Genomic DNA, 24,696 nt, shown 5'->3' with positions numbered 1-24,696 from the left:
CCGCGGCAGATCGGTTTTTAGCTGTGGAGGCCGAAAGAATCAATCGTCTGCGTAGAGCTGACATTCGACAATCGTTCGTAGCGTTGCAATTCCTGTTCCCGTATCCGGTCATCTAGCCGGTGTCGTGAAAGATAGAACTCGCGAACACCTGAAGTGTTCTCGCAATATCTTTCGATGTCTTTCTGGTTTATGTCTCCGGGTGGAAGGTATCCAACCTGCTGCATTTCCCACCGTGAGCAAGCGGCGATGAAGCGCTGGTCGCTTACTGACAAGACATCACGCCAGCTTTCCGTCGAGTTGCGGTCGACGGCGGGTTTATCGCCGTAGGATGAGTTCCCCATCCACGGTTGCCCTGCATGGTCGAGCAACGGTGCGCCGGGGGTCGGATCGAACTCGTCGACGCCAAGGAATCCGGCAAACCTAGTTGTCGCCGCTCGCGGATCCGATGCTACATCCTCGTAGCGGACGGCGGTCACGAGGGGATGGTCTCGATACTGTAGCCAGTATCCAGCTGTCTTCCTCCAGAGGCGGAGCAGCATCATTATCGGGTACTGGTCGCCGACGGAGGCCTGATAGCGGCCGTTGTTCGCCGATGCAATCACTCCCCGCGGGTCCCGCAGTACCAGTACGCATCGGACGCCGGCGTCGAGCAGCGAGGGGATGAACTCCTCGCAGAGGATCTCCTTCGAGCCGGTGACGGCCGGGTTCGTCCGCTGGAAATGCCGGGCCAGCGACCTGTGGAGTTCGCTTCGGATCTGGAAGAAGGTCCCGGCGCCGGTCGGTTCGGGAATCCAATCCGGCATGCTGCCGCCTTTCCCGCCAGTGCTCGTTGCCACCAATGTTTCGGCCTCCGTGGCCGAGAACACGCGCATGGCCAGCCACTGCGTGAACTGCTCGCGCTCGGCGACGGCTCTCGTGCCGTCGTCCAGTGGCAGCATCGCGTCGAATCCATGCTCGACGAGGAACGACCGCTTCACGTCTACGTAAAACCGGTGGAACGGCTGATAGGCGACGAAGGTCCCGGGAAGGTTGGTCAGGAGCGTCTGCACAAGCGACGTGCCGGATCTGAGCATTCCGGTGACGAAGACCTGGTCCATCAGGGGTATTCCTCGAATACCGGCGACTGCCCGGATCGCGCGTTCTCCGAGATGAGCCGGCCGATGTACTCGCCGAGGATGCCCATGGACATCAGAATGGTTCCGGACATGAACGAAATCAGGATGACCAGGGTCGGCCATCCGGTCACCGCCGAGCCGTTGGCCAGCACGTCCACGAGGACGAAGCCGGCGTAACCCAGGCTGGCAACGCTGATCAGGGTTCCCCAGATGGTCATGAACCTCAGGGGAATCGATGAGTGATTGACCAGCAGGTACGAAAAGAGCTTCAGCAGCTTGCGGGGCGTGTACTGGCTGTGTCCTTCAAGCCTGGGGTGGTGTGCGACCGGAATGTTGCAGATGCGGTCGGCGGGTACGGATCCGAGCATGAGGGCCGGCATGTAGACATGCGCTCCCGAATAGCTGCCCATGGCCTCTGCCGCGCGGCGGCTCATGCAGCGGTAGCTCGACAGCGACAGTGATTTCGGCTTCCCGAGGATCTTGCCGACCAGGAACTGTACGGTTCGACTGGCGATGTTGCGCGACAGCGAGTGCGCCTTGTCGCCCGTGATCTTGCCGATCACCAGATCGTACCCCTCATCGACCTTCGCAAGGAACGCCGGGATCTCCTCGGGGGGGTTCTGCAGATCGTCGTCCAGCGTCAGGACGTAATCGCCCTTGCTGCGCTTGATGCCATGGAGCGTAGCATGGTGCTGCCCCATGTTCCGCGCGAACCGGACGACCCGCACGCGATGATCCTTTTCGTGCAGCGCCAGCATTGCTTCGAAAGTGCCGTCGTTGCTGGCGTCATCGACAAGGATGAGTTCCCAACCCGCATTTGTTCCGTCGAGCACCGATGCCAGCCGGTCGTACAGATGCGGCAGCAAAGTGCGGCTTCGAAACACGGGGATGACAACGCTGATCGACGGAGTCATGGCCGGGATTTTCGGCTATGGGCGAGGTGCAGGCGGGCCTCGCTTCCGGTACACGCAATGAGGTCGAGGATGCTCACGAAATGATCGAACGGCGGGTGCGGCTGCGGGTACTCCGGGTACTCGTAACTCATCCACTCCACCGCGATGCCGGCTGCGCTGAAGCGTGCTGCGTCGAGGTAGGAGCGCGCGGCCGGTCCGGAAAGGTAGGTCGTAGCACCTGCCTGCCGGCAGAGGCTGACCAACCGCTCGTTCCGGTCACCTTCTAGGTTGTAGTTCCTGGCAGAGCGGATGGTCGTCGTGATTCCGAGCTCAGCGCAGAGGCCGCGTATGAAATGGAGATTGGCGGCGCTCAGGTTGTCGGTCGGCACACTCCCGAGGAACAGGTGCGACAACGCGTCCGTGCAGTACCGGATGCATTCGGCACGCGCGTAGCTTTGCTGGAAGGTCGTCCAGTGCTTGCGAAACGCCCTGGTGTCGGCAATGGGTGTCTGGTCGACTACCTGTTCCAGCGAATGTTGCCGGACCGGAACCGTGAGCCATGCCTTCCCCTGCGCAGTCTTGATCTGGTTTCGATTGCGCCAGTCGTTTTTCGTGTATTGCACGCAGTCGTATACGATGAACTCGTCGACGCTTGCGATGATGTCGAAATAGCCCTTCCATGGGACATAGTTGGATTGGAGGATGGCGACGCGCTTCATCATCCTGCTCCGCCGGCGACCGGTGGCCGCTCGCTCAAAGGGCTGACTCCAGCTCGGGAAGCACGTTGAACAGATCCCCCACCAGTCCGATATCCGCCACCTCGAAAATCGGTGCATCCGCATCCTTGTTGATCGCCACGATCGTACCGGCATCCTTGATGCCGGTCAGGTGCTGGATCGCGCCGCTGATGCCGACTGCCACGTAAAGCTCCGGGGCGATGATCTTGCCGGTCTGGCCGACCTGCAGTTCGTTGGGCACGTAACCGGCGTCCACCGCTGCGCGTGAGGCCCCAACCGCGGCCCCCAGCCTGTCGGCCAGCTTGTAGATGATCTCGAAGTTCTCCTTCGAGCCGACGCCGCGGCCGCCGGAAACGACCCGCTTGGCGCTCTGCAGGTCGGGGCGGTCGGACTTGCCGGCGGCCAGGCCGACGAAGCGCGTATGGGTCGGTAGTGCCGCGCCCACCGTTACCGCCTCGACCGCGGCGCTGCCGCCCTGGGCTGCTTCCGGCCACGAGGCCGTACGCACCGTGGCGACAACCACATGGTCGGCAGTTGCCTTCACGGTCACGATCGCATTGCCGGCATAGATCGGCCGCTTGAATTCGTGGCTGCCCTCGACGGCCATCAGGTCGGACACCTGCGGCACTCCCAGCAGCGCGGCTACGCAGGGCATCAGGTCCTTGCCGAAGGTGGTCGAGGGACCGAACACATGGCTGTAGCCCTCGGCCAGCTTCCCGACCTGCGGTGCCAGCACCTGGGCGATGGCGCGCTCGTTCGCAGGGTTGGACACGGCGAGCACGCGCGCCACACCGGAGATCTTCCCGGCCTCGGCGGCGACACCGGCGGCATCGGCCGCCAGCACCACGATGTCGATGGATTCCGGCGACAACGCCTGCGCGGCCGACACGCACTTGGCGGTCGACGCATTAAGCTTGCCGTCCAGGTGTTCGGCAACGACGAGTACTTTCGACATCACAGCAACCCCTTCTGCTTGAGCGCGGCAACCAGTTCGGCCGCATCCTTCACCATCACCCCGCGGCTGCGCTTGGGTGGCGGCGCGTAGGCGGTGGTCTCCAGGCCCTTGCCGGCCTCGACGCCCAGGTCCGCGAACGGGATGGACTCCATCGGCTTGCTCTTCGCCTTCATGATGTCCGGCAGCTTGATGAAGCGGGGCTCGTTGAGGCGCAGGTCGGTGGTGACGACCGCGGGCAGGTCTACTTCCAGGGTTTCCAGGCCGGCGTCCACCTCGCGGGTCACCGTGGCCTTGCCACCCGCGACCTCGAGCTTCGAGGCGAAGGTGGCCTGCGGGCGACCCCACAGCGTGGCCAGCATCTGCCCGGTCTGGCTGGCGTCGTCGTCGATCGCCTGCTTGCCCAGGATCACCAGATCCGGTTGCTCGCGCTCGACCAGCTTCAGCAGGGCGCGGGCGGCGGTCAGCGGCTGCACTTCGCGGCCGGGCTCGACGACGACGTGGATGGCGCGGTTGGCGCCCATCGCCAAGCCGTTGCGCAGGTGCGCCTGGGCGTCGGCGGGGGCGATCGTGGCGACCACCACCTCGGTGGCGATGCCCCGATCGCGCAGGCGCAGGGCTTCTTCCAGGGCGATCTCGTCGAACGGGTTGGCCGAGAGCTTGACGCCGTCGGTGACCACGCCGGAGCCGTCCGGCCTGACCTGGATGCGGACGTTGGCGTCCACCACGCGTTTGTAGGCGACCAGGATCTTCATCGTTGGGGGTTCCTCATCCAATGCCCGGACCATCCGGCCCACCTGCCAATTCTAGCGAACCGGAGGGAAGCGCCGCGCATTCGGCTATCCTTTGGCGTTCGAAACCACCCTCGAGGCCAGGATGCTTCACCCCGTCATTCTCAGCGGCGGCAGCGGATCGCGGCTCTGGCCGCTGTCCCGCCATAACCAACCCAAGCAGTTCCTGGCGCTGGTCGGCGACCGCTCGCTGTTCCAGGAAACCGCCCTCCGCGCGGGCCGGTTGCCGGATGTCCAGGCGCCGATCGTGGTCTGCAGCGAGGACCATCGCTTCATGGTCGGGGAGCAGCTGCAGGAACTTGGTTCCGGTCACGGCGGCATCCTGCTCGAACCGGTGGCGCGGAATACCGCCCCGGCAATCGCCTTGGCCGCGCTGCACTTGGTCGCGCGCGATCCCGATGCCGCCATGCTGGTGCTTCCCGCCGACCACTTGATCGACAACGAAGACTCCTTCCGTCAGGCGGTCCAGGAAGCGGCGCGGCTGGCCGACGAGGGCTGGCTGGTCACCTTCGGCATCGCGCCGGAGCATCCCGAGACCGGCTACGGCTATATCCAGCGCGGCGAAGCGATCAACGGCGCTGGCTACCAGGTGCGGCGGTTCGTGGAGAAGCCCGACCAGGCGATGGCTGCTTCGTACCTGGCCGCCGGGGACTATTCCTGGAACTCGGGCATGTTCATGTTCCGGGCGCAGCGCTTCCTCGATGAGCTCGGGGTGCACGCGCCGGCGATCCTCGAGGCGGCACGCGAGGCTTGCGAAGATGCCAAGGGCGACCTCGACTTCATCCGCATCGACAAGGACGCGTTCGCGACCAGCCCGAGCGACTCGATCGACTATGCAGTGATGGAGAAGACCAGTCGTGCCGCGGTGGTGCCGGTCAGCTGCGGCTGGAGCGATATCGGTTCCTGGTCCGCGCTGTGGGCGGCCGCGGAGCACGACGGCGACGGCAATCGCCACGAGGGCGACGTGATATCGCTGGACAGCCGCAACAACCTGGTGCGTGCGTCGGCACGCAGGATGATCGCCACCATCGGCATCGAGGACGTGGTGATCGTGGATACCGCGGACGCGACCCTGGTTGCGCGCAAGGACCGGGTCCAGGACGTGAAGCAGATCGTCGACCGCATCAGGCAATCGGGACGCCAGGAGCACGCGTTCCACCGCAAGGTCTACCGGCCGTGGGGCAACTACGATTCCATCGATGCCGGCGAACGTTTTCAGGTCAAGCGCATCGCGGTCAAGCCCGGTGCCGCGTTGAGCCTGCAAAAACACCACAAGCGGGCCGAGCACTGGGTGGTGGTATCGGGCGTGGCCGAGGTTACCTGCGACGACAAGGTATTCGATCTGCACGAGAACGAAAGCACCTTCATCCCCCTGGGCAGCGTGCACCGCCTGCGCAACAAGGGCAGTGAGCCGGTCGAACTGATCGAAGTGCAGTCGGGTAGCTACCTCGGTGAAGACGATATCGTCCGGTTGGAGGACGTCTACGGCCGTTCCTGACGGTTGGTCGGACGATTTCCCGACGCATGGCAGCACTCGACTGGCAAGGATGGCTGACGATCGCGGTGGTGGTGGCGACCCTGGGCCTGCTGCTGTGGGAGCGCTTCACCCCGGACAAGGTGCTGGCCGGCGCCGCGCTGGTGCTGATGGGCACCGGCGTGCTGGCGCCGACGCAGGCGCTGGCGGGGTTCTGGAACCCGGGTGTGCTGACCGTGGCGGTGCTGTTCGTGCTGGTGGCCGCGCTCAAGTCCACCGGCGCGATCCGCTGGATCGGCGACTGGGTGCTGGGGCGGCCGCGCGGGGCATTCGCCGCGCAGGCGCGGCTGGTCGGCATCGCTTCGCCGTTGTCCGCGTTCATCAACAACACCCCGATCGTGGCGATGCTGACCTCGGCGATCGAGCACTGGAGCCGGCGCAGCGGCATCGCCCCGTCCAGGCTGCTGCTGCCGATGAACTACGCCACCATCCTCGGCGGCATGTGCACGCTGCTGGGCACCAGCACCAACCTGATCGTCGCCGGGCTGGTGCACCAGCACGGCGGGATGCCGGCGCTGCGCATGTTCGATCCGCTGGCGGTGGGCGCGGTCGCCGCCGTGGCCGGCGGCGCGTACCTGCTCACCTTGGGGCGCTGGCTGCTGCCCGAGCGCCGCTCGGCGCTGCAGCAGGCTGCCGATACCCGCGAGTACGTGGTGGAGATGCTGGTCGAGGCGGCCGGCCCGGTCGCCGGCATTAGCATCGGCCAGGCGCGGTTGCGGCGGCTGGCGGGATCCTTCCTGGTCGAGCTGGTGCGCGATGGCGACGTGCACGTCGCGGTGGCCCCGGAGGTGCGGTTGCAGGGCGGCGACCGCCTGGTGTTCGTCGGCGTCACCGACGCCGTGCGCGAGCTGCGGCGCCTGCCCGGCCTGCGCCCGGCCACCGAGCAACTGTTCAAGATCGACGATGCCGGCGGCCAGCGCACCTTGGTGGAAGTGGTGCTGTCGCCGTATTCGCCGGCGGTCGGCAAGACCCTGGTCGAGTCGGCGTTCCGCAGCCGCTACAACGCGGCGGTGATCGCGGTGGCGCGGCGCGGCGAGCGTCTGCGGGTCAAGCCGGGCGACGCGGTGCTGCAGGCCGGCGACACCCTGCTGGTGGAGACCGACGCCGGTTTCCTGCGCCGCCACGGCGGCGGCGCCGACTTCCTGATGGCCAGCGAAATCGACGGCGCCGCCCGCGTGCACCGGCCGCGCGCGCTGACCGTGCTGGCGCTGGTCGGGGCGATGATCCTGGCCAACACCGTGTTCGGGATCGACATTCTGCTGTCGGCAGTGGCGGCGGCGGTGCTGGCGCTGCTGGCCGGCTGCGTGCGCCTGGCGGAACTGCGCCGCAGCCTGGACCTGCGCCTGATCGTGGTCATCGCCTGCTCGTTCGCGCTGGGCGCGGCGCTGGAGCGCAGCGGCGTCGCCGCGCTGGTCGCGGCGCAGCTCATGGCCTGGGCGGGCGCGGACCCGTTCTGGACCCTGGTGCTGGTGTACGTGGCCGCGGTCGCCTTCACCGAACTGGTCACCAACAACGCGGCCGCGGTGCTGATGTTCCCGATCGCGGTAGCGGCGGCGACGCAGCTCGGGGTGCAGCCGATGCCGTTCGTGATCGCGATCATGATGGGCGCCTCGGCCGGTTTCATCACCCCGATCGGCTACCAGACCAACCTGATGGTTTACGGCCCCGGCGGCTACCGCTTCACCGACTACGTGCGCGTGGGCCTGCCGCTGTCGCTGGTGGTGGGCGTCGCGGTGCTGTGGGCGATCCCCCGGTTCTGGGCATTTTGAGCCGCGCCCGAGCTAGAATCCCGATTCCCGAAGGACTTGTCGTGAAGATGCCTGAGCCGCACGCGCTGTCCCACCTCGACCGCTTGGAAACCGAGAGCATTCACATCCTGCGCGAGGTCGCGGCGGAGTTCGACAACCCCGTCATGCTGTACTCGGTGGGCAAGGACAGCTCGGTGCTGCTGCACCTGCTGCTGAAGGCGTTTTACCCGGCGCGACCGCCGATTCCGCTGCTGCACGTGGACACCACCTGGAAGTTCCGCGAAATGATCGCCTTCCGCGATCGGCGCGCGGCCGAGACCGGGGTCGAACTGCGTACCTGGACCAATCCCGACGGCCTCGCCCAGGGCATCAACCCGATCACCCACGGCGCCACCGTGCACACCGACGTGATGAAGACCCAGGCGCTGAAGCAGGCGCTGGACCACTGGGGCTTCGACGCCGCGATCGGCGGCGCCCGCCGCGACGAGGAAAAATCGCGCGCCAAGGAGCGCATCTTCAGTTTCCGCAACGCCCGCCACCGCTGGGACCCGAAGCACCAGCGCCCGGAGCTGTGGGACCTGTACAACGCCCGCATCCACAAGGGCGAGTCGGTGCGCGTGTTCCCGATCTCCAACTGGACCGAGCTCGACGTGTGGCTGTACATCTACCGCGAGCGCATCCCGGTGCCGTCGCTGTACCTGGCGGCGCAGCGCCCGGTGGTGGAGCGCGAGGGCGCCCTGATCATGGTCGACGACGAGCGCCTGCCGCTGCACCCGGGCGAGACGCCGATGCTGAAGATGGTGCGCTTCCGCACCCTGGGCTGCTATCCGCTCACCGGCGCGATCGAGTCCGGTGCCGACACCCTGGAGAAGGTCATCGCCGAGATGCTGGTGGCCACCACTTCCGAGCGCCAGGGCCGGGTGATCGACCACGACCCGTCGGCGTCGATGGAGAAGAAGAAGCAGGAGGGCTACTTCTGATGGCCATCTCCCACGAGGCCCCCGTTGCGCCGGGCGGCGCCCACGCCCAGGTCGCCGACTACCTGCGCCGGCACGAAGGCAAGAGCCTGCTGCGCTTCATCACCTGCGGCAGCGTCGACGACGGCAAGAGCACCCTGATCGGGCGCCTGCTGCACGACACCCGGCTGCTGCTGGACGACCAGGTCAGCGCGCTGGAAAGCGACAGCAAGCGCTTCGGCACCCAGAACGGCGAGATCGACTTCGCGCTGCTGGTCGACGGCCTCGCCGCCGAGCGCGAGCAGGGCATCACCATCGACGTCGCCTACCGTTTCTTCGACACCGACAAGCGCAAGTTCATCGTCGCCGACTGCCCCGGCCACGAGCAGTACACCCGCAACATGGCTACCGGCGCCTCCACCGCCGAGCTCGCGGTGATGCTGGTCGACGCGCGCAAGGGCCTGCTGACCCAGACCCGGCGCCACAGCTACATCGTGTCCCTGCTGGGTATCCGCCACGTGCTGCTGGCGGTCAACAAGATGGACCTGGTGGATTACGACGAAACCGTCTTCAACGACATCGTCGCCGGTTACCGCGAGCTGGCGGCGACGCTCGGCATCCCGCACGTCACCTGCATCCCGCTGTCGGCGCTGAAGGGCGACAACATGCTGCAGCGCTCGGCGGCGATGCCGTGGTACACGGGCGAAACCCTGCTGCAGCATCTGGAAACCGTTCGCATCGAGCGCAGCGGCGCCAACGGCAGCCTCGGCTTCCGCATGCCGGTGCAATGGGTCTGCCGCCCGGACCAGGATTTCCGCGGCTTCGCCGGCACCATCGCCGCCGGCGCGATCGCGCCCGGCGACGAGATCGCGGTGCTGCCGTCCGGGCAGCGCTCGCGGATCGCGCGCATCGTCACCGCCGGCGGCGACCTGCCGCGGGCCGCGGCCGGCCAGGCGGTCACGCTCACGCTCGCCGACGAGATCGACGCCAGCCGCGGCGACGTCCTCGCTGCCGCCGCCAGCCCGCCCGAGATCGCCGACCAGTTCGCCGCGCACCTGCTGTGGCTAGGCGAGCAGCCGTTGCTGCCCGGGCGCCCGTACTGGCTCAGGATCGGCACCCGCACCGTCGGCGCGCAGGTCACCGAGATCAAGCACAAGGTCGACGTCAACACCCAGGAGGAACTGGCCGCCAAGCACCTGGTGCTGAACGAGGTCGCCTACTGCAACCTATACCTGGACCAGCCGGTGCCGTTCGAGGCCTATGCCGACAACCACGAGCTCGGCGCCTTCATCCTGATCGACCGGCAGTCCAACGCCACCGTTGCCGCCGGCACCCTGGCCTTCGCCCTGCGCCGCGCCGGCAACATCCACTGGCAGCACCTGGAGGTGAACAAGGCCGCGCGCGCGCAGATCAAGCACCAGACCCCGCGTTGCCTGTGGTTCACCGGCCTGTCGGGCTCGGGCAAGTCGACCATCGCCAACCTGGTGGAAAAGAAACTGCTGGCGCTGGGCCGGCACACCTACCTGCTGGACGGCGACAACGTCCGCCACGGCCTCAACAAGGACCTGGGGTTCACCGCCGAGGACCGGGTCGAGAACATCCGTCGCGTCGCCGAGGTGGCCAGGCTGATGGTCGACGCCGGGCTGATCGTGCTGGTCAGCTTCATCTCGCCGTTCCGCGCCGAACGGCGGATGGCGCGGGAGTTGTTCGGCGAGGGCGAGTTCCTGGAGGTGTTCGTCGACACCCCGCTGGAGGTCGCCGAGCAGCGCGATGTCAAGGGCCTCTACGCCAGGGCCCGGGCCGGGGAGATCCGCAACTTCACCGGCATCGATTCGCCGTACGAGGTGCCGGAACGGGCCGAAGTCACCCTGGACACCACGGCGGCGCAGCCGCAGGCGCTCGCCGACCGCCTGGTGGCGTTGCTCACCGCGCCATGACGGCCTTGCCCGAAGGTACGAACGACCGGCAGCGGGGGCCGCGTTAAACTGGCGGCATTCGTCATCGGGGATTCGACCATGGGTACAGGACAAGCGGGCCGCTCTGCCGGCAGGCTCTTCACGGATGCGCACGACGCCCTGCGTGGCGTCGTCGCCGACGGCCAGACCCTCGCGGTCGGCGGCTTCGGCCTGTGCGGCATTCCCGAGGCGCTGATCGCGGCGCTGCGCGACTCCGGGGTCAAGGGCCTGACCGTGATCTCCAACAACGCCGGGGTCGACGGTTTCGGCCTCGGCCAGCTGCTGGGCACGCGCCAGATCCGCAAGATGATTTCGTCCTACGTGGGCGAGAACAAGGAGTTCGAGCGCCAGTTTCTGGCCGGCGAGCTGGAACTCGAATTCAACCCGCAGGGCACCCTGGCCGAGCGCCTGCGCGCCGGCGGCGCCGGGATCCCGGCGTTCTACACCGCCACCGGCTACGGCACCGTGGTCGCGCAGGGCAAGGAAACGCGCGAGTTCAACGGTCGCATGTACGTGATGGAAACCGCGCTCACCGCCGACGTGGCGCTGGTCAAGGCGTGGAAGGCCGACCCGGCCGGCAACCTGCTGTTCCGCAAGACTGCGCGCAACTTCAACCCGGCCTGCGCGATGGCCGGCAAGGTCTGCATCGCCGAGGTCGAGGAGATCGTCGCGCTCGGCGCGATCGACCCCGACCAGGTGCACCTGCCCGGCATCTACGTCGACCGCATCGTCCACAACCCGCATCCGGAGAAGCGCATCGAGCAGCGCACCGTGCGCCAGGAGGTGAAATGATGGCCTGGACCCGCGAGCAGATGGCGCAGCGCGCCGCGCAGGAACTCAGCGACGGCGCCTACGTCAACCTCGGCATCGGCCTGCCGACGCTGGTGGCCAACTACATCCCCGAGGGCGTGGACGTGTGGTTGCAGTCGGAGAACGGCCTGCTCGGCATCGGTCCGTTCCCGACCGACGCCGAACTCGACGCCGACCTGATCAACGCCGGCAAGCAGACCGTGACCGCGCGCGCCGGAGCCAGCTATTTCGGCAGCCACGACTCGTTCGCGATGATCCGCGGCGGCCACATCGACCTGGCGATCCTCGGCGCGATGCAGGTCACCGACACGGGCGACCTCGCCAACTGGATGGTGCCAGGCAAGATGGTCAAGGGCATGGGCGGGGCGATGGATCTGGTCGCCGGCGTGCAGCGCGTGGTGGTGCTGATGGAACACGTGGCCAAGGACGGCAGCCACAAGATCCTGCGCGAATGCACGCTGCCGCTGACCGGGGTCGGCGTGGTCGACCGGATCATCACCGACCTGGCGGTGTTCGACGTGACGCCGGAGGGCCTGACCCTGGTCGAACTGGCGCCGGGCGTGACCCTGGCGCAGGTGCGCGCAAGCACCGGCTGCGACTTTACCGCCGCCTGAGTCACAACTTGGCGGCTCGCCATCGTCGCGACATGCGTTCCTGGGGGAACCTGGCCAGCAGCAGCGCTGGCCCGAAACGCTGTAACCGTACAGCAGGAGCCACGGGTGGGGTGAGGCGGCGGGCGCCTACAGATTCTGGTAATTCGGCCCCGAGCCGCCTTCCGGTGCGACCCAGGTGATGACCTCGTAGGGGTCCTTGATGTCGCAGGTCTTGCAGTGCACGCAGTTGGCGGAGTTGACCTGCAGGCGCAGGCCGTGCGGCTGGCTGGCGTCGTCGACCATTTCGTAGACGCCGGCGGGGCAGAAGTTGGTGCAGGGGTTGCCGTACTCGACCACGCAGCGGTCGACGCAAATGCTGGTGTCGTGCACCACCAGGTGCACCGGTTGGTCCTCGTCGTGGGCGGTGGCGGCGTAGTAGACGCCCTGCAGGCGGTCGCGCGGCGGCAGCGTGCGCGTCGCGTAGTCGCGCTTGGGCTGCTCGTGCGCGCCGAGCTTGTCGAGCGCGGACCAGTCCGGCGTCACCTTCAGGGTCCACGGCGACAGGCCGGCGGTGACGGTTTCCCAGGCGGCGTTGGCCAGGCCGAACCACAGCCCGCGCTTGAAGCCGGGCTTGACGTTGCGGACCCGGCGCAGCTCCTTCATCGCCGCCGAGGCGCGCAGCCTGGCGTCGAACCCGGCGCTGTCCAGGCTGCCGGAAGCGGCCTGCGCGGCCAGATGCTCGGCGGCAAGCATGCCGGAGCGGATCGCCTGGTGGGTGCCCTTGATCTTGGGCACGTTGAGCAGGCCGGCGCCGTCGCCGATCAGCAGCGCGCCGGGCATCTCGACCTTGGGCAGCGACTGCCAGCCGCCGGTGACGATGGCGCGCGCGCCGGCCGAAAGGATGCTGCCGCCTTCCAGCAGCGGCGCGAACAGGGGATGGTTCTTCCATTGCTGGAACGCTTCCCACGGCTGGTAGTTCGGGTCGTGGTAGTCGAGCCCGCTGACGTAGCCCAGCGCGACGCGGTCGCCGTCCAGGTGGTAGAGGAAGCCGCCGCCGTAGGTGCGGCTGTCGGCGGGCCAGCCGAGGCTGTGCACGATCTTGCCCGGCGTCGTGCGCCCGGCCGGCAGCTGCCACAGCTCCTTGATCCCGATCGAGTAGCCCTGCGGGTCGCTGTCGGCATCCAGCGCGAAGCGCTTGACCAGCTGCTTGGTCAGGCTGCCGCGGGCGCCTTCGGCCAGCACCGTGAGCCTGGCGCGGATGTCGATGCCGGGCGTGTAGCCGGGCTTGTGCGAACCGTCCTTGGCCACGCCCATGTCGCCGATGCGCACGCCGACGACGCGGCCGCTGTCGTCGTGCAGCGGTGCGGCGGCGGCGAAGCCGGGATAGATCTCCACTCCCAGCGCCTCGGCCTGCGGCGCCAGCCAGGCGCACAGCGCGCCGAGGCTGACGATGAAGTTGCCGTGGTTCTTCATCCCCGGCGGCACCGGCAGCCGGCGGCCGCCGGTCTTGGACAGCAGCCAGAACTCGTCCGCGCCGGCGGGCACGCAGACCGGCGGCGGGGCGTCGCGCCAGCCGGGCAGCAGCGCGTCCAGCGGCCCGGGCTCGATCACCGCGCCGGAGAGGATGTGCGCGCCGACGGTGGCGCCTTTCTCGATCACGCACACCGACAGCTGCGGCGCCAGCTGCTTGAGCCGGATGGCGAACGCCAGTCCGGCCGGGCCGGCGCCCACGGTGACCACGTCGTACTCCATGGCGTCGCGCTCGATCGCGACCGGGCGGCTGTCCTCGGAGCGATCCTCGTCGGGCTGCGGCATTGCGATCTCCTGGGTCATGCCGGGGATTTTCGGTGTTTGTGGCGGGGGCGGCAAATCGTGGGGCCGGCATTCACCCCGGCGGGCACCGGCGCGCTAGCGTAGGGCCATGTCGCTGCAACCGCTGCCGCTGCCCGGTGCCGAACTGGCGCTGGATCCCGCCTGGCTGGCGCCGGCGCAGGCGGATGCGCTGTGGCAGGCGCTGTCCGCCGCGATCTTGTGGGAGGTGCACCGGCTGCGCCTGTTCGGGCGCGAGCTGGCGGCGCCGCGGTTGAGCTGCTGGATCGGCGATCCGGACGCCGTCTACACCTACTCGGGCGCCCGCTTCCAGCCACGACCGTGGCCGCCGGCGTTGCAGCCGCTGCGCGCGCGGCTGCAGGCGGAACTGGGCGTGGCCTTCAACAGCGTGCTGGCCAACCTGTACCGCGACGGTCGCGACAGCATGGGCTGGCACAGCGACGACGAGCCGGCCCTGGGGCCGCAGCCGGTGATCGCGTCGCTGAGCCTGGGCGCGACGCGGCGCTTCGTGCTCAAGCAGCGCCGCGATCCGGCGTGCAGGCTCGCGCTGGACTTGCCGCACGGCAGCCTGCTGCTGATGGCCGGCGACACCCAGCGCCACTACCGCCATGCCTTGCCGCGCACCGCGCGCCCGCTCGGGCCGCGGCTCAACCTGACGTTCCGCCGGATCCTCGATCCGTGAGCGGGGCCGCGACCGCCGCCGGCCGGATGCCGGGCGGTCGCCGCGCCTCCACGGTACCGGGCCAGGGTCCGCGCTGCGATGCCGTTGCGTCGGGCCGCCGCGGGGCGAGGCCGCGGTTGGCGCGGCGCGCGCTCGCGTGCGCAGGTGCGGACGCGGCTACGGGGCCGCGGACGGCTGCGGGTGGCGGCGTGCGTGCGCCTGGCCGCTGGCCAGGGTCCAGCCGGCCAGGTCGTGGCCGATCGCGGCCAGCGCCTGGCCGAAGGCCTGGGCTACCCGCGCGGTGTCGGTGCCGGCGGCCGGCACCGCCTGCAGGAAGGTGCGGGTGGCGACCACCTGCCGATCGCCGGTGTCCAGCAGCCGGGCGGCGACCTCGATGGTCGCGACCGGCACCGGGTTGCCGGCGTAGTCGGCCTCGTAGCGGCGCAGCTCCAGCTCCAGTCGGTAATCGGCGGCCAGGCCGCTGCCCTGGCGCGCGACCGCACGGATGCGTTGCGAATCCTGCAGCGTGTGCAGCAGGGTGTCCTGCAGCTGCTCGCCCGGGGGCCGCGCCCAGGCCGCGCCCTTGTAGACCTGCAGTTCGCCCGGCGTCGGCCGCACCACGATGCGCGTGCTGTCGAGCATGCGCGCAGCCTCCGGGCGGGCGATCGTGAGCTGCCACGCCACCTGCGGCCAGTCCGCGTCTGCGGGCACCCGCGGGTCGGGCGCGTAGATCGTCGTCGGCGCGCGGTTGCCGCCGACGAGCGCGCAGCCGGCGAGCAGCGCGGCCACGGCCAGCGTGGCGGCCCGCGTTGCCCATCGCGATGGCGGTATCCCGATCCGCGATTTCATTTCGGTTCGAACTCCCTGGGGGCGTCGCGGCCCATGAGGTAGCGCGCCGGGCTGCCCTGGAGGCCGTCGCTGATGCGGCGCAGGTCGCGGATCAGCAGGTGCAACTCGGCCAGGGTCGGCCCCAGTTGTGCCAGGCCGTCGTTGGCGAAGCTGTGGATCGCGGCGCGGTTCTCGTTGAGGATCGCGTCGGCGCCGCCGGCCGCGGCGTCGAGCCGGGTCAGGGTGCCGTCGAGCTTGGCGATCAGCCCGGGCAGCTTGGCGACCAGTTCGCGATCCACGTCCTCGACCACCCGGTTGGTGGTGGCGAGGGTCCTGGCCAGTTGCGCGCTGGACTGCCGCGCGTTGACCACCAGCGCGCGCAGGTCCTCGCGCTGGCCGGCGAGGGTCCCGGTCAGCGACTCGATGTGCTGCAGCGTGGCGGCGATGCGCGCGACGTTCTCCTCGCTCAGCACCTGGTCCATGCGCGCGACCAGGCGGTTGGCGGTGTCGGCGATGTTCTGCAGGGCCGAGGCCTCGGTCTGGATCAGCGGGACCTCGTCGCGCTCGCCGCGGGCGAGCGCCGGCGCGCCCGGGCTGCCGCCGGTGAGCTGGATGAACGGCACGCCGGTGAGGCTGGTGATCGAGAGCTTGGCGCGGGTGTCGATCTTGACCGGGATGTCGGCCCGGATCTTGAGCCGGGCGATCACACGGCGCGGATCGTTGGGCGCCAGCGCCAGGGTTTCCACGGTACCCACGGCGATGCCGTTGTACTGCACCGAACTGCCTTCGGTCAGGCCGGTGACCGGCTCGCTGAAGATCACCCGGTACGCCTGCCAGTCGCGCTCGGAGGAGTACTTGGCGGCCCACAGCCCGAACAGCAGCAGGAATGCCGCAGTGGCCAGGGTGAAGACGCCGATCAGGACGTAGTTGGCTTTGGTTTCCATCAGCGGGACCCGGGCGCGGGGAACGGGGAGCAGCAGCGGCGGTGCGTGACAGGCCCCGTTATAGCGAAGTCGCCGGCAGCCTGCAGGCGGGCGGCGGCGGACGCGGCGGCGCTCATGCGGACGCGTCCCCCGGGGTCCGCGCCCCGGCGCGGCGTGCGGCGCGGCCGCGCGGGCCGTTGAAGTATTCCTGCACCCAGGGATGCGGCAACCGTTCCAGTTCCGCCAGCGGCGCCACCGCCAGGATCCTGCGTTCGGCCAGCACCGCCACCCGGTCGCAGATCGCGTACAGGGTGTCCAGGTCGTGGGTGATCAGGAACACGGTCAGGCCCAGCGCCTGCTGCAGGGTGCGGATCAGGTGGTCGAAGGCGGCCGCGCCGATCGGATCCAGCCCGGCCGTGGGCTCGTCCAGAAACAGCAGCGGCGGGTCCAGCGCCAGCGCCCGCGCCAGGCCGGCGCGCTTGCGCATGCCGCCGGACAGCTGCGAGGGCAGCTTGTCGATCGCGTCGGCGGGCAGGCCGGCGAGCTTGACCTTGAGCAGCGCCAGCTCGTAGCGCAGCGACTCGGGCAACTCCGGATGGTGTTCCTTCAGCGGGACCTGCACGTTCTCGCCGACGGTGAGCGAGGAGAACAGCGCACCGTCCTGGAACAGCACCCCGGTGCTGCGCTCGATCCGCGACCGGTCTGCGGGTTCCTCGGAGCGCGCATCCACGCCCAGCACCTCGATCTCGCCGGCGTTGGGCGTGCGCAGGCCGATGATCGAGCGCATCAGCACCGACTTGCCGCTGCCCGAGCCGCCGACCACACCGAGGATCTCGCCGCGGCGCAGGTCCAGGTCCAGGTCCTGATGCACGACCTGGGCGCCGAAGCGGTTGACCAGCCCGCGTACGCGCACGATGGCGTCGCCCTCGCCGGGATTGGTGACTGGCGCTTGGCGAGCCATCAAGGCGAAGCGCCCCCGTTCCGCGGAATGCCGTGGGCAAAGCCCGCTTGTGCAAATGACCGATCACCCATCACCCGTCACCGCCTTCACCAGTCCATCTGCATGAACCAGATCGCGGCGATCGCGTCGAGCACGATCACCAGCGAAATCGTCTGCACCACGCTGGACGTGGTGCGCTCGCCGACCGACTGCGCCGTGCCCTTGACCTGCAGTCCTTCCAGGCAGCCGATCAGCGCGATCACCACTGCGAACACCGGCGCCTTGGACATCCCCACCAGGAAATGCCGCAGCTGCATCGTGTCCTGCATCCGCGCGAAGTAGGCCGGCGGCGGGATGTCCAGGCCGTAGGCGCCCACCGTCATGCCGCCGAGCAGGCCGGCCAGGTCGGCGATGAAGCTCAGCAGCGGCAGCGTCAACAGCAGCGCCAGCAGCCGCGGGATCACCAGCACGTCGACCGGGTCCAGACCGAGCGTGCGCATCGCGTCGACCTCCTCGCGGCCGACCATGGCGCCGATCTGTGCGGTGAACGCACTGGCGGTGCGGCCGGCGAGCACGATCGAGGTCAGCAGCACGCCGAACTCGCGCAGGAAGGCGATGTTGACCAGCTCCACCACGTAGATGGTGGCGCCGAAGTCGGCGAGGATGTTGGCGCCCAGGAACGCGATCACGGCCCCGACCAGGAACGACAGCAGCGCCACCAGCGGCACCGCGTCCAGCCCGACCTGCTCCATGTGGGCCACGGTCGCGACCGGGCGGAAGCGGCGCGGCTGCCGCAGCATCCGCAGCAGCTTGACCAGGCTTTCGCCGCCGAAGCTGACCAGGGCGACGATCTCGCGCCAGTTGTCGGCCACCGCGAAGCCCAGGCGCGCCAGCGCGGCGGCGACGCCGTATTCGCGCTTGCGCCTGGGGCGCTCGTCGGCGACGTCCTCGATCGCGGCGACCAGGGCGTGGTGGTCGGGGCGGAAGGCGAAGGCGGCGAAATCCAGGTGACAGCGCCGCGCATGGCGCAGCAACTGCAGCACCCCGATCGAGTCCAGCCGGTCGACCGCGGTGGCATCGACCGCCCGCGCCGTCGCCGGCGCGTCGCGCAGGGCCGCGCCGAGCGCGGTCGCGTGTTCCAGCGTCCAGTCGCCGAGCAGCCGCAGGCGGACGCCGTCGCCTTCCACGCGGTCGACGGCGATGCTCGGCTCGGTGCTGTGGGCGGGGCTCATGCGATCGGCAGTCCGGTCCCTGCTGCGGGCACGAGGATACAGATTCGCGCCGTGCCGCGCCGCCGCCGCGGGTGCGCACGGCGCGCGGCGCATGCGATGCTTCGGCCATGTCCCGATCGCCCGTGCCAGTCGTGCCCGCAGCCCCATCCCCCCTCGGGGGCGACTATGCCGCGCGGGTCGCGTTCGTGGTCGAGCTGGCCGGGCACCTGCACGCCTACGGCACCACCGCGCAGCGGCTGGAAGGCGCGCTCAACGCGGTGGCCTCGGCGCTGCGGCTGGAATGCGAGCCGATGTCCAACCCCACCGGGCTGATCCTGACCTTCAGCGATCCCGGACGGCCGCCGGGGCTGAGCGACATCACCCGCGTGATCCGCATGCCGCCGGGCGACACCGACCTGGCCAAGCTGTGCGAGGTCGACCGCATCGCCGAGGAAGTGATGGCCGGACGTCTGGACATCGGCGCCGGCCACGCCGCGCTGCGCGCGCTGGAACGCCCGCCGACCCGGCGCGGCGACGCCGCGCAGGTGTTCGGCTTCGGCCTGGCGGCGGCGGCGATCGCCGGGCTGCTGCGGCTGCCGTGGCTGGACATCGCCACCGCGGGCAGTGCCGGCGTGCTGATCGGCCTGTTCTGGCTGCTGGCGCGCGGCCGGCCGCAGCTGCGCGAGGCCGGGGAAGCGCTGTCGGCGCTGATCGCGGGTTTCGTCGCGATCCTGGTGGCGACGTGGCTGGCCCCGCTCAACCTCAATACCGTGATCATCGCCGCGCTGATCGTGCTGGTCCCGGGCATGAGCCTGACCAATGCGGTCAACGAGCTCACCAGCCAGCACCTGGTCTCGGGCACCGCGCGTTTCGCCGGCGCGCTGGCAACGGTGATGCAGCTGACCGTGGGCAGCGCGATCGCGCTGGCGCTGGCGCATCTGGCCGGGCTGGAGCCGCAGGTGCGGGCGTGGCGGCCGCAGCCGGACGCGGTGGAGTGGGGCGCGCTGGTGGTCGCGGCATTCTCGTTCGCGCTGCTGTTCCGCAGTGCGCGCCGCGATTATCCGCTGGTGATGCTGGCGGCGGTCGCCGGGTATCTGGTCTCGCGCCTGGGCGACGCGGCCTGGGGCAGCCCGGTCGGGATTTTCCTGTCGGCGTTGCTGCTGACCGCGGCCGGCAACGGCTACGCGCGCTGGGTGCGGCGTCCCGGCGCGCTGGTGCGGGTGCCGGGGATCCTGATGCTGGTGCCCGGCAGCGCCAGCCTGCGCGGGGTGATGACCCTGGTGCAGCAGCAGGACGCGGCGCTCGGGCAAAGCGCCGCGCTGGCGGTCCTCAATATCCTGCTGGCGCTGATTGCGGGGCTGCTGTTCGGCAACCTGCTGCTGCCGACGCGGCGGAACCTGTGATGCCGGGTCCGTGCGTCGCACCGGCTTGCGCCCGCGCAACGGACGCGATGCATTCGACAATACCGGGGTAAAGGAACCCCCCTCCGCCTTCGGCACCTTCTCCCCGCAAATGCGCGGGGAGAAGGAAAGCCATGGATGCCCTGGATTACGCGATCAGGAAGTCCTCGAGCTTGCGGCCCTTGGCGGTTTCCGCTGCCAGCCAGCGCGGCTGCTTGCCGCGGCCGGTCCAGGTTTCCTTGGCGTTGGCGGGGTTGCGGTATTTCGGCGCCACCTTGCCGAGCTTGCGGGCCTTGCGGGGCGCGGCGGCCTTGCGTGCTTTCGGCGCGGTGCCGGCAGCGCCGAACAGTTCGGCGATCGTGTACCCCTCGGCCTTGGCCAGGGCGGCGAGTTTCTTGCGCACGCTGGCGGCGGGCTTGCGCTTGCCCAGCGTGGCCTTGCGCTTTTTCGCCTGGTTGATCAGCGCGTCGAGTTCCTTGGTGGACAGGCGATTGAGATCGATGGCCATGTTGACTCCGGGTTCGATGGGGGATCGGCGCGCGGCAAACCGCGCGCAACGAGGGTCCGATCATAATCGCGATGGCGGGCCGGTCCAAGCCGGTGCGCGCGCGCGGATAATCTGGCGCACGGATCCGGAGAATATCGCCGGGATATTTTCAGCCGCTGGACAACCGCGCCAGCAGCCCGGCGCGGTCGAGATTCTCCGCGTCGCCCGCACCGCGCGCGCGATATTCGAACGTTCCCGCGTCCAGGCCGCGGGCGGACACCACCACCCGGTGCGGAATGCCGATCAGTTCGATGTCGGCGAACATCGCCCCCGGGCGCAGGCCGCGGTCGTCGAGCACGGTGTCGATGCCGGCGGCCTGCAGTTCGCGATACAGCGCCTCGGCGGCCGCGGCGACGGCGGCGTCGGCCTTGGGGTTGATCACGCACACCGCCACCTGCCACGGCGCCATCGCCGCCGGCCAGAGGATGCCGGCGGCGTCGTGGTTCTGCTCGATCGCCGCGGCGACGATGCGCGAGACGCCGATGCCGTAGCAGCCCATCAGCGGATGCACGGCGCGGCCGTCGGCGTCGAGCACGGTGCAGTCCATCGCCCTGGAATACTTGTCGCCGAGCGCGAACACGTGGCCGACCTCGATGCCGCGCGCCAGTGCGAGCCGGCCCTTGCCGTCGGGCGACGGATCGCCTTCGACCACGTTGCGGATGTCGGCGACGAGCGCCGGCTCGGGCAGGTCGCGGCCCCAGTTGACCCCGGCCAGGTGGAAGCCCGGTTCGTTGGCGCCGACCACGAAGTCGGCGAGCGCGGCGACGCTGCGGTCGGCGATGACGGTGATCGGCCGCCTCGGCGCCAGCGGCCCGAGAAAGCCGGGCTCGCTGCCCAGGTGCTCGAGGATTTCGGCCTCGGTGGCGAGGCGGTATTCGCCCAGGCCCGGCAGCTTGGCCAGCTTGATCTCGTTGACCATGTGGTCGCCGCGCACCAGCGCCAGCACGAAGCCGGTGTCGGCATCGCCCATCAATGCCACCGACTTGACCGTGCGCGCGAGCGCGATGCCGAGCAGCGCGGCGACGTCCTCGCAGGTCTTCTGCACGGGCGTGGCGACCTTGCGCATGGCCTCGGTCGCGCCCGGACGCGCGCCCGGCGCCAGCGCCTCGGCCAGTTCCACGTTGGCCGCGTAGTCGGAGGCGTCGGCGCCCTGCGCGTCGACCGCGTAGGCGATCGCGTCCTCGCCCGAGTCCGCCAGCACGTGGAACTCGTGCGAGGCGCTGCCGCCGATCGCGCCGGTGTCGGCGGCGACCGCGCGGAACTTCAGTCCCAGCCGGGTGAAGATGCGGCCGTAGGTGGCGTACATGTTCCGGTACTCGGCGGCGAGCGAGGCCTCGTCCAGGTGGAAGGAATAAGCGTCCTTCATCAGGAACTCGCGCGCGCGCATCACCCCGAAGCGCGGCCGGATCTCGTCGCGGAACTTGCTCTGGATGTTGTAGAAGTTGACCGGCAGCTGCTTGTAGCTGGCCAGTTCGTGGCGGGCGAAGTCGGTGATCACTTCCTCGGCGGTGGGGCCGTAGCAGTAGCCGGCTTCCTTGCGATCGCGGATCTTCAGCAACTGGCCGCCGAATTTCTGCCAGCGTCCGGTTTCCTCCCACAGCTCCTGCGGCTGGATCGTGGGCATCAGCAGCTCGATCGCGCCGGCGCGGTCCATCTCCTCGCGCACCACCGCCTCGACCTTGCGCAGCACGCGCAGGCCCAGCGGCGACCAGGTGTAGAGCCCGGCGGCGAGCTTGCGCAGCATGCCGGCCTTGAGCATCAGCTGATGGCTGACGATCTCGGCGTCGGCGGGGGTTTCCTTGACGGTGCGGAGATGGAACTGCGACAGGCGCATCGGGAGGCTTTCGGGACGGGGAAGCGGCCATTTTGCCGCAGATCCGCATCGCGATGCCGGCGGCTGCGGTGGCGACGTCACTGCGACGCCGGCCGCGGCGCGCGGACCCGCCCGCTTACCGCGCGTCGCGGTCGCCGTGGACTTCGATGCCCGGGCGCGGTTGCGGGTCGATGCGCTCGTACTTGCGCCCGGCGTCCTTGCCCTGCGGCGGCTGCTCGGTGATCTGCAGCACGCCGGCGGCGTCGCGCCAGCGATACAGCGCCGGGCGCGCGTCCTCGGCGTTGGCGGCGGCGGCCTGGGCGGCGCGCTCGCGCTTGGCCTGCGCCTGTTGCGGGGTATCGCGCGCCAGCCACCACGCCAGGCCGATGCCCAGCGCGAGTCCGGCGACGACGGCCCAGCCCGCCCTCACGGCGTGGCGCGGGCGGCCTGCGGCGCGCAGAACGCCCGGATGTTGGCCTCGGCCAGGCGCAACTGCTGGTCGCGCGCCTCCTCGCTCAGCGGGGCGTCGGGCTGGCCGTCGCCGTCGGCATCCAGGCCGATGGCGCCGCCGGCCTGGAGTTTTTCCAGGTTGCTGCGGGCCAGGCTGCAGTTGGCATCGGCCTGGGTGGTGGTGGCCGGCTTGTCCGCGGCAGATGCGGCGGACGCGGCGGGCGCCGGCGGGGCGTCGTGCTGCACGATCCGGCGCGCCTGATATTGGCCGCTGGATGGCGGCGCGTCGGAATAATGGGTGACGCCGCGGGCGTCCTTCCACTGGTAGAGCCCGCCGGACTGGGCCAGGGCGGTGCCGGCCACCAGCAGGCAGGCGAGCGTCGGCAGGCGGACGATCATGGCGGACTCCTCGCGACGGCGTGCGGCGATTGCAGCACCGCGCCGCAGGCGGCGCAAGCCCGCTAAACTCGCGCCATGGACGAGCCCGTCGACAGCCCCGGCCCGCCGCGCCCGCGCGGCCGCGGCATCTATCTGCTGCCGAACCTGTTCACCACGGGCGGGCTGTTCGCGGGCTTCTTCGCCATCATCGCCGCCTCGCAGGGGCGTTTCGGGGCGGCCTGCGTGGCGATCTTCATCGCCGCGGTCCTGGACGGCATCGACGGCCGCGTCGCGCGCCTGACCAATACCCAGAGCGAGTTCGGCGTGCAGTACGACTCGCTCGCCGACCTGGTCAGTTTCGGCATGGCGCCGGCGCTGGTGCTGTATTACTGGGCGCTGGTCTGGATGAAGCTCGACGGCGTCACCGCGGGCAGGCTCGGCTGGCTGGCGGCGTTCCTGTACGCGGCCTGCGCCGCGCTGCGCCTGGCGCGCTTCAACGCGCAGGTGGCGCAGGTCGACAAGCGCTGGTTCATCGGCCTGGCCAGCCCGGCCGCGGCCGGGTTGCTGGCGAGTTTCGTGTGGACCTGCCACGACCTGCAGCTGCAGGGCCGCGACCTGCGCTACGTCGCGATCGCCGTGACCGTGGTCGCGGCGCTGCTGATGGTCAGCCGCATCCGCTATCCCAGCTTCAAGGGCGGCGGCCACGGGCCGCGGGCCGAGCGGGTGCCGTTCGTCGCGATCGTGATCGCGCTGGTGGTGCTGATCGCGCTGGTGCTGGACCCGCCACGGGTGCTGCTCGCGGCCAGCGTGCTGTATGCGCTGTCCGGGCCGGCACTGTGGCTGCGGCGGCGTCGGTCCAAGGCGGGGTGAGGCCGATGTGGGACCCGTTCCAGCGCGAACTGTTGCAGGCCCTCGGCCACACGCCCTACGTGGTGCCGGACCCGGCGCTGCCCGACGATCCGCTGCTGGACGCGCTGCTGCGCGCCGCCGGCCGCGACCGCGCTGCGGACGATGCGGCGCAGCTGGCGCGCGGCTGGCCGGCGCCGGCGGCGTTGCGCGGCGATGCCGGGGCCAAGCGCGCGCTGTGGCCGCAGTTGCGGCACCTGCGGCGGACGCGCGCCTAGGCACGGCGGCATGAACGCGCTCGCCGCCGATGCCGCCTCCGTTCCGGCCACGCTGCGGCCGATGCGCGAGGACGACCTGGACGCGGTGCTGGCGGTGGAGCAGCGCGCGTATCCGTTCCCGTGGACCCGCGGCATCTTCCGCGACTGCCTGCATGCGGGGTATCCGGCCTGGGTGCTGCAGCGCGACGGCGAACTGATCGGCTACGCGGTGCTCAGCATCGCCGCCGACGAGGCGCACGTGCTCAACGTCTGCGTCGCCCCGGAAGTGCAGGGCGAAGGCCACGGCCGCCGCCTGCTGCGCGCGCTGCTGCAGCTGGCGCGCGCGCACGGCGCGCAGCGCGTGTTCCTGGAGGTGCGGCCCTCCAATGCGGTCGCGATCGCCCTGTACCACGCCGAGGGTTTCAACGAGATCGGCCGCCGCCCGCGCTATTACCCCGCCATCGGCGGGCGCGAGGACGCGATCGTCATGGCGCTGGAGCTGCTGGACCAGGAGGCCTGACGCGCGGG

Annotated in this window: 24 protein-coding genes and 1 pseudogene; 11 read left to right on the top strand and 14 right to left on the bottom strand. The window is 69.7% G+C overall.

Annotation, left to right across the window (positions count from 1 at the left end; translation table 11 throughout):
- Positions 1-17: 17 nt before the first annotated feature.
- From D0Y53_RS07600 to D0Y53_RS07580, 5 genes are read right to left on the bottom strand one after another with little or no spacing between them, the layout of a single operon-like run.
- Positions 18-1,097, bottom strand: coding sequence for a sulfotransferase domain-containing protein (locus D0Y53_RS07600; protein WP_158550607.1), 1,080 nt, complete (start codon positions 1,095-1,097; stop codon positions 18-20).
- Complete coding sequence (locus D0Y53_RS07595) at positions 1,097-2,029, bottom strand: glycosyltransferase family 2 protein (protein WP_117202611.1); 933 nt, start codon at positions 2,027-2,029, stop codon at positions 1,097-1,099. Before D0Y53_RS07595 ends, D0Y53_RS07600 begins: the two co-directional genes overlap by 1 nt.
- Positions 2,026-2,727, bottom strand: coding sequence for a WbqC family protein (locus D0Y53_RS07590; RefSeq protein ID WP_117202679.1), 702 nt, complete (start codon positions 2,725-2,727; stop codon positions 2,026-2,028). Before D0Y53_RS07590 ends, D0Y53_RS07595 begins: the two co-directional genes overlap by 4 nt.
- Before the next feature lie 34 nt (positions 2,728-2,761).
- Positions 2,762-3,700, bottom strand: a complete 939-nt coding sequence (locus tag D0Y53_RS07585; protein WP_117202610.1) for an electron transfer flavoprotein subunit alpha/FixB family protein — start codon at positions 3,698-3,700, stop codon at positions 2,762-2,764.
- The gene (locus tag D0Y53_RS07580; RefSeq protein ID WP_117202609.1) at positions 3,700-4,452 is read right to left on the bottom strand and encodes an electron transfer flavoprotein subunit beta/FixA family protein; all 753 of its coding nucleotides are present in this window, start codon (positions 4,450-4,452) and stop codon (positions 3,700-3,702) included. The genes D0Y53_RS07585 and D0Y53_RS07580 overlap by 1 nt, the downstream gene beginning before the upstream one ends.
- A 121-nt stretch (positions 4,453-4,573) precedes the next feature.
- Here D0Y53_RS07580 and D0Y53_RS07575 point away from each other — a divergent pair, with 121 nt between their 5' ends.
- The 6 genes from D0Y53_RS07575 to D0Y53_RS07550 all read left to right on the top strand — a co-directional run bounded on the left by D0Y53_RS07575 (position 4,574) and on the right by D0Y53_RS07550 (position 12,105).
- Positions 4,574-5,986, top strand: coding sequence for a mannose-1-phosphate guanylyltransferase/mannose-6-phosphate isomerase (locus D0Y53_RS07575; protein ID WP_117202678.1), 1,413 nt, complete (start codon positions 4,574-4,576; stop codon positions 5,984-5,986).
- Between the two features lie 26 nt (positions 5,987-6,012).
- Positions 6,013-7,791: an SLC13 family permease gene (locus tag D0Y53_RS07570; protein ID WP_117202608.1), complete on the top strand. Its 1,779-nt coding sequence runs from the start codon at positions 6,013-6,015 to the stop codon at positions 7,789-7,791.
- A gap of 47 nt (positions 7,792-7,838) precedes the next feature.
- A complete protein-coding gene (gene cysD, locus D0Y53_RS07565) occupies positions 7,839-8,750 on the top strand; it encodes a sulfate adenylyltransferase subunit CysD (protein WP_117202607.1) in 912 nt (303 codons plus the stop codon).
- Positions 8,750-10,663, top strand: a complete 1,914-nt coding sequence (gene cysN, locus D0Y53_RS07560) for a sulfate adenylyltransferase subunit CysN (protein WP_117202606.1) — start codon at positions 8,750-8,752, stop codon at positions 10,661-10,663. The genes cysD and cysN overlap by 1 nt, the downstream gene beginning before the upstream one ends.
- Before the next feature lie 78 nt (positions 10,664-10,741).
- Positions 10,742-11,473: a CoA transferase subunit A gene (locus D0Y53_RS07555; RefSeq protein WP_199492025.1), complete on the top strand. Its 732-nt coding sequence runs from the start codon at positions 10,742-10,744 to the stop codon at positions 11,471-11,473.
- Positions 11,473-12,105, top strand: coding sequence for a CoA transferase subunit B (locus D0Y53_RS07550; protein ID WP_117202677.1), 633 nt, complete (start codon positions 11,473-11,475; stop codon positions 12,103-12,105). The genes D0Y53_RS07555 and D0Y53_RS07550 overlap by 1 nt, the downstream gene beginning before the upstream one ends.
- 126 nt (positions 12,106-12,231) lie before the next feature.
- On the opposite strand, the gene D0Y53_RS07545 is transcribed toward D0Y53_RS07550, so the two are convergent.
- Complete coding sequence (locus D0Y53_RS07545; RefSeq protein WP_117202676.1) at positions 12,232-13,899, bottom strand: electron transfer flavoprotein-ubiquinone oxidoreductase; 1,668 nt, start codon at positions 13,897-13,899, stop codon at positions 12,232-12,234.
- 106 nt (positions 13,900-14,005) lie between these two features.
- Here D0Y53_RS07545 and D0Y53_RS07540 point away from each other — a divergent pair, with 106 nt between their 5' ends.
- Entirely contained in the window at positions 14,006-14,596 is a 591-nt protein-coding gene (locus tag D0Y53_RS07540; RefSeq protein WP_117202604.1) for an alpha-ketoglutarate-dependent dioxygenase AlkB family protein, read from the top strand.
- A 156-nt stretch (positions 14,597-14,752) separates the two neighbouring features.
- Here D0Y53_RS07540 and D0Y53_RS07535 read toward each other — a convergent pair whose 3' ends face one another.
- From D0Y53_RS07535 to D0Y53_RS07520, 4 genes are all read right to left on the bottom strand, one after another.
- Complete coding sequence (locus D0Y53_RS07535; RefSeq protein WP_386724659.1) at positions 14,753-15,364, bottom strand: ABC-type transport auxiliary lipoprotein family protein; 612 nt, start codon at positions 15,362-15,364, stop codon at positions 14,753-14,755.
- Positions 15,365-15,420: 56 nt separating this feature from the next.
- Positions 15,421-16,347 carry an MlaD family protein gene (locus D0Y53_RS07530; protein WP_117202602.1) on the bottom strand — a complete coding sequence of 309 codons (927 nt, stop codon included), beginning with the start codon at positions 16,345-16,347 and terminating at the stop codon, positions 15,421-15,423.
- A 112-nt stretch (positions 16,348-16,459) separates the two neighbouring features.
- On the bottom strand, positions 16,460-17,287 hold the full coding sequence (locus tag D0Y53_RS07525) for an ABC transporter ATP-binding protein (protein ID WP_117202601.1): 828 nt from the start codon (positions 17,285-17,287) through the stop codon (positions 16,460-16,462).
- A gap of 86 nt (positions 17,288-17,373) precedes the next feature.
- Positions 17,374-18,498 (bottom strand): ABC transporter permease, encoded by a 1,125-nt coding sequence (locus tag D0Y53_RS07520; protein ID WP_117202600.1) that lies wholly within the window; start codon positions 18,496-18,498, stop codon positions 17,374-17,376.
- Positions 18,499-18,620: 122 nt separating this feature from the next.
- Here D0Y53_RS07520 and D0Y53_RS07515 point away from each other — a divergent pair, with 122 nt between their 5' ends.
- Complete coding sequence (locus D0Y53_RS07515) at positions 18,621-19,880, top strand: threonine/serine exporter family protein (RefSeq protein ID WP_386724667.1); 1,260 nt, start codon at positions 18,621-18,623, stop codon at positions 19,878-19,880.
- 148 nt (positions 19,881-20,028) lie between these two features.
- Here D0Y53_RS07515 and D0Y53_RS07510 read toward each other — a convergent pair.
- The 4 genes and pseudogenes from D0Y53_RS07510 to D0Y53_RS12850 form a co-directional block, all read right to left on the bottom strand.
- Positions 20,029-20,385 (bottom strand): annotated as a pseudogene (locus D0Y53_RS07510) (H-NS histone family protein); the annotation flags it as partial.
- Positions 20,386-20,533: 148 nt separating this feature from the next.
- Positions 20,534-22,258 (bottom strand): proline--tRNA ligase, encoded by a 1,725-nt coding sequence (locus D0Y53_RS07505; RefSeq protein WP_117202597.1) that lies wholly within the window; start codon positions 22,256-22,258, stop codon positions 20,534-20,536.
- 115 nt (positions 22,259-22,373) lie between these two features.
- Complete coding sequence (locus D0Y53_RS12855; protein ID WP_158550606.1) at positions 22,374-22,667, bottom strand: DUF4124 domain-containing protein; 294 nt, start codon at positions 22,665-22,667, stop codon at positions 22,374-22,376.
- Positions 22,664-23,086: a DUF4124 domain-containing protein gene (locus D0Y53_RS12850; RefSeq protein ID WP_117202596.1), complete on the bottom strand. Its 423-nt coding sequence runs from the start codon at positions 23,084-23,086 to the stop codon at positions 22,664-22,666. Before D0Y53_RS12850 ends, D0Y53_RS12855 begins: the two co-directional genes overlap by 4 nt.
- A gap of 75 nt (positions 23,087-23,161) precedes the next feature.
- On the opposite strand from D0Y53_RS12850, the gene pssA reads away from it, so the two are divergent.
- From pssA to rimI, 3 genes are read left to right on the top strand one after another with little or no spacing between them, the layout of a single operon-like run.
- Positions 23,162-23,935: a CDP-diacylglycerol--serine O-phosphatidyltransferase gene (pssA, locus tag D0Y53_RS07490; RefSeq protein ID WP_117202595.1), complete on the top strand. Its 774-nt coding sequence runs from the start codon at positions 23,162-23,164 to the stop codon at positions 23,933-23,935.
- A gap of 5 nt (positions 23,936-23,940) precedes the next feature.
- Entirely contained in the window at positions 23,941-24,189 is a 249-nt protein-coding gene (locus D0Y53_RS13195; protein WP_267896055.1) for a hypothetical protein, read from the top strand.
- 10 nt (positions 24,190-24,199) lie between these two features.
- Complete coding sequence (gene rimI, locus D0Y53_RS07480; RefSeq protein WP_117202594.1) at positions 24,200-24,688, top strand: ribosomal protein S18-alanine N-acetyltransferase; 489 nt, start codon at positions 24,200-24,202, stop codon at positions 24,686-24,688.
- Positions 24,689-24,696 lie beyond the last annotated feature (8 nt).

Source organism: Cognatiluteimonas weifangensis (assembly GCF_003416885.1).
GTDB classification, from domain to species: Bacteria; Pseudomonadota; Gammaproteobacteria; order Xanthomonadales; family Xanthomonadaceae; genus Cognatiluteimonas; species Cognatiluteimonas weifangensis.
This window is presented reverse-complemented; position numbering and strand designations above follow the sequence as displayed.

Bases quoted from the DNA above. Each gene is read 5' to 3' on its own strand.
- D0Y53_RS13195 (WP_267896055.1), top strand. From the start codon at position 23,941: ATGTGGGACCCGTTCCAGCGCGAACTGTTGCAGGCCCTCGGCCACACG.
- D0Y53_RS07600 (WP_158550607.1), bottom strand. From the start codon at position 1,097: ATGGACCAGGTCTTCGTCACCGGAATGCTCAGATCCGGCACGTCGCTT.
- D0Y53_RS07550 (WP_117202677.1), top strand. From the start codon at position 11,473: ATGGCCTGGACCCGCGAGCAGATGGCGCAGCGCGCCGCGCAGGAACTC.
- D0Y53_RS12850 (WP_117202596.1), bottom strand. From the start codon at position 23,086: ATGATCGTCCGCCTGCCGACGCTCGCCTGCCTGCTGGTGGCCGGCACC.
- D0Y53_RS07520 (WP_117202600.1), bottom strand. From the start codon at position 18,498: ATGAGCCCCGCCCACAGCACCGAGCCGAGCATCGCCGTCGACCGCGTG.
- rimI (WP_117202594.1), top strand. From the start codon at position 24,200: ATGAACGCGCTCGCCGCCGATGCCGCCTCCGTTCCGGCCACGCTGCGG.
- D0Y53_RS07595 (WP_117202611.1), bottom strand. From the start codon at position 2,029: ATGACTCCGTCGATCAGCGTTGTCATCCCCGTGTTTCGAAGCCGCACT.
- D0Y53_RS07530 (WP_117202602.1), bottom strand. From the start codon at position 16,347: ATGGAAACCAAAGCCAACTACGTCCTGATCGGCGTCTTCACCCTGGCC.
- D0Y53_RS07570 (WP_117202608.1), top strand. From the start codon at position 6,013: ATGGCAGCACTCGACTGGCAAGGATGGCTGACGATCGCGGTGGTGGTG.
- D0Y53_RS07545 (WP_117202676.1), bottom strand. From the start codon at position 13,899: ATGCCGCAGCCCGACGAGGATCGCTCCGAGGACAGCCGCCCGGTCGCG.
- D0Y53_RS07540 (WP_117202604.1), top strand. From the start codon at position 14,006: ATGTCGCTGCAACCGCTGCCGCTGCCCGGTGCCGAACTGGCGCTGGAT.
- cysD (WP_117202607.1), top strand. From the start codon at position 7,839: ATGCCTGAGCCGCACGCGCTGTCCCACCTCGACCGCTTGGAAACCGAG.
- D0Y53_RS07575 (WP_117202678.1), top strand. From the start codon at position 4,574: ATGCTTCACCCCGTCATTCTCAGCGGCGGCAGCGGATCGCGGCTCTGG.
- D0Y53_RS07590 (WP_117202679.1), bottom strand. From the start codon at position 2,727: ATGAAGCGCGTCGCCATCCTCCAATCCAACTATGTCCCATGGAAGGGC.
- D0Y53_RS07555 (WP_199492025.1), top strand. From the start codon at position 10,742: ATGGGTACAGGACAAGCGGGCCGCTCTGCCGGCAGGCTCTTCACGGAT.
- D0Y53_RS07525 (WP_117202601.1), bottom strand. From the start codon at position 17,287: ATGGCTCGCCAAGCGCCAGTCACCAATCCCGGCGAGGGCGACGCCATC.
- pssA (WP_117202595.1), top strand. From the start codon at position 23,162: ATGGACGAGCCCGTCGACAGCCCCGGCCCGCCGCGCCCGCGCGGCCGC.
- cysN (WP_117202606.1), top strand. From the start codon at position 8,750: ATGGCCATCTCCCACGAGGCCCCCGTTGCGCCGGGCGGCGCCCACGCC.
- D0Y53_RS07580 (WP_117202609.1), bottom strand. From the start codon at position 4,452: ATGAAGATCCTGGTCGCCTACAAACGCGTGGTGGACGCCAACGTCCGC.
- D0Y53_RS07505 (WP_117202597.1), bottom strand. From the start codon at position 22,258: ATGCGCCTGTCGCAGTTCCATCTCCGCACCGTCAAGGAAACCCCCGCC.
- D0Y53_RS07585 (WP_117202610.1), bottom strand. From the start codon at position 3,700: ATGTCGAAAGTACTCGTCGTTGCCGAACACCTGGACGGCAAGCTTAAT.